The organism is Alkalibacterium iburiense (genome assembly GCF_039521845.1).
GTDB classification, from domain to species: Bacteria; Bacillota; Bacilli; order Lactobacillales; family Carnobacteriaceae_A; genus Alkalibacterium; species Alkalibacterium iburiense.
Genome location: NZ_BAAACW010000153.1, coordinates 1 through 2272, shown reverse-complemented (window position 1 = coordinate 2272; position 2272 = coordinate 1). Strand labels below are relative to the sequence as shown.

Below are 2272 nucleotides of genomic sequence, written 5' to 3'. Positions count from 1 at the left end.
TTTTTGTGTAAAAGATTGATTTACAAGCAATAAACGAAGAAATAAACTATAAAATAAACAAAATTTTTGGAAATACGTTTGTCGGATAGGAGGAAACCAAATGAAAAAAGTACTCAAATGGAATGGTTTACTGCTCATGCGGGAATGGAAAACACGCTTGCTTTTAATCGGGTTTCTTCTGTTCCTAAGCACGTTTTCTTTACTGTATAGAGAACAGTCTGTTATCCTTCCGGAAGCGCAACTCAGAAGTGAGTACAGCGATGCCCATCAAATTTTTCGTCTCATTCCCGATGCTCATTTTGAAGGGGAATTGGGTGAGGAAGTGGAAATGAGATTGGCAAGAAACTCACGCTTAATTGGACTGAACCAATACATTTTGACCCAGCGTGAAGGAAACACTGTGGAAGGGTTAGAAGATATTGTCTCCGATTACTTACAGAACGGACGAGAAATGGCTGAAAACAACCTCTTTCTACACGATGCGACGGAATTTGAATCCCATGACTTGTTGACGTCCGTTTATTTACCATCGCGACAAGAAGTGGAAGAGCAATTGGGCTTTTATAATGCCTTAGAAGAGAATAATCTGGATATTGAGTGGAATCCCTATGCTTCTTCTCAAATCTTCCAGCAGCAAATCGAACTGTTTACTTCCGTTGTTTTGTTTATAGCGATTGCCCTTCTGGCAGGGGATCATTTTACAAAAGATCAGGTGAAAAATTATAGTGTCACTCAAAATATTCCCTTGTCAATGAAGACGCAGTGGAGAGGACGCACCTTTCTTCTGTGGCTGATGACCTGGGTGGTTGCTCTTATCGGAATAGCAGCCAGTTACGGGATTTCGCTTTTTTCTTCGGATACAAGAGGTAGTTTGCAGTATCCTATACCGATTTATATAAGTCAGTCTATGTCTTACATCCCGTTATGGCTCTACGGCTTATTGCTCATCGCTTCAGGTATGCTGATCAGCTATCTGTTCTTGCTCATTATCACGGGGTTAAGCTGGATGATCCGAAATGTGTACTTTACCCTCTTTATAGTAGGAGCTCTCGTTCTGTTTCCAGTGGTATGGACTGTTCTGCCTCCCTTCTCGGGCTGGCAGCCGTCTTTCTATACGGATATTGTTTCAGTCGTGAGCGGGGAAAGTGCCGTATTATATCAATTGCCTACCATAGAGTTCTGGCGTCTGCCTTTACTCGCTCTTATTGTATGGCTGGGCATTGAGATGGTGTTTCATTATGTATTCAAATTAATTCCGACCCAAACACTCGGACTGAAAAGGAGAGTAACCCAATGACCCTAGAAATAAAGAATATGACCGTTGCTTATGGAAGTCGAGTTGTTCTAGAAGACATTTCATTTCATCTCGAAAATGGCCAGCTTATTGGTCTGGTAGCTCCCAATGGAACAGGTAAGACGACACTGTTCAATGCTATTATGCGGTTTATACCTGTTCAATCCGGTCACATTCTAATTGACGGAACAGAGTATACAGCCAAAGACAGTGATGTACTGGCTTTGCATCAGCTCATTACCTTTTTCCCAAACCAGGCTGATTTGCATGAGAATTTCTCAGGAACAGAGCATATTGAAATGTATGCGGATATGTGGGCTGGGAGGAGAGATGATGTACAGAATATTATCAAACGCCTGGAGATGGAGGACTATGTAGACAGAAAAGTCAGCACTTACTCTTTGGGCATGCGCCAGCGTTTATGTTTTGCGATGGTCGTTGCGGCGGATACGCCGATTATGTTTATGGATGAAGTGATGAACGGACTCGATCCGGAAAACGTTTCACTGGTGTCAGATATTTTAATTGAGTTGAGACAGTCTGGAAAAATTATTATTGTCGCTTCTCATTTACTTGATAATTTAGACGAGTACGCCGATAAAGTCTTCTTTTTGAAAGACAAAAAGCTGCACTTTACATTCAACCACCATGAAGAAAAGGAAGACTACTTTAAACTGGTCTGTACACAAAAACAAGCAGTTGAATTGGAAAGTCAGTTTCCGATGCCGGAAGGGACGATTCATCTAGGAAATAGTGTGTTGTGTATCCCGCTCAAACCATTAACAGAAAAAGAACAGCTGACTTTATATCAATTGATTAGACAACTGGATCAGACCGAATTGTCGGTCGGACCCTTGGGGACGTCTCAATACTATTCCCATTTATACGGGTTGGAGTTGCATTCATACAGGTAATGCCAAAAGTTCTATGAAAAATCAGATTATTCCTGTTCGAAGGTATGATATTCCCAAATAGGAT

At 41.4% G+C, this 2272-nt stretch carries 2 protein-coding genes; both read left to right on the top strand.

Annotation, left to right across the window (positions count from 1 at the left end; translation table 11 throughout):
* Window positions 1–100 precede the first annotated feature (100 nt).
* Window positions 101–1297, top strand: coding sequence for a hypothetical protein (locus ABDZ53_RS11685; protein ID WP_343756727.1), 1197 nt, complete (start codon window positions 101–103; stop codon window positions 1295–1297).
* Window positions 1294–2208, top strand: a complete 915-nt coding sequence (locus ABDZ53_RS11680) for an ABC transporter ATP-binding protein (RefSeq protein ID WP_343756725.1) — start codon at window positions 1294–1296, stop codon at window positions 2206–2208. The genes ABDZ53_RS11685 and ABDZ53_RS11680 overlap by 4 nt, the downstream gene beginning before the upstream one ends.
* Window positions 2209–2272 lie beyond the last annotated feature (64 nt).

Bases quoted from the DNA above. Each gene is read 5' to 3' on its own strand.
- ABDZ53_RS11680 (WP_343756725.1), top strand. From the start codon at position 1,294: ATGACCCTAGAAATAAAGAATATGACCGTTGCTTATGGAAGTCGAGTT.
- ABDZ53_RS11685 (WP_343756727.1), top strand. From the start codon at position 101: ATGAAAAAAGTACTCAAATGGAATGGTTTACTGCTCATGCGGGAATGG.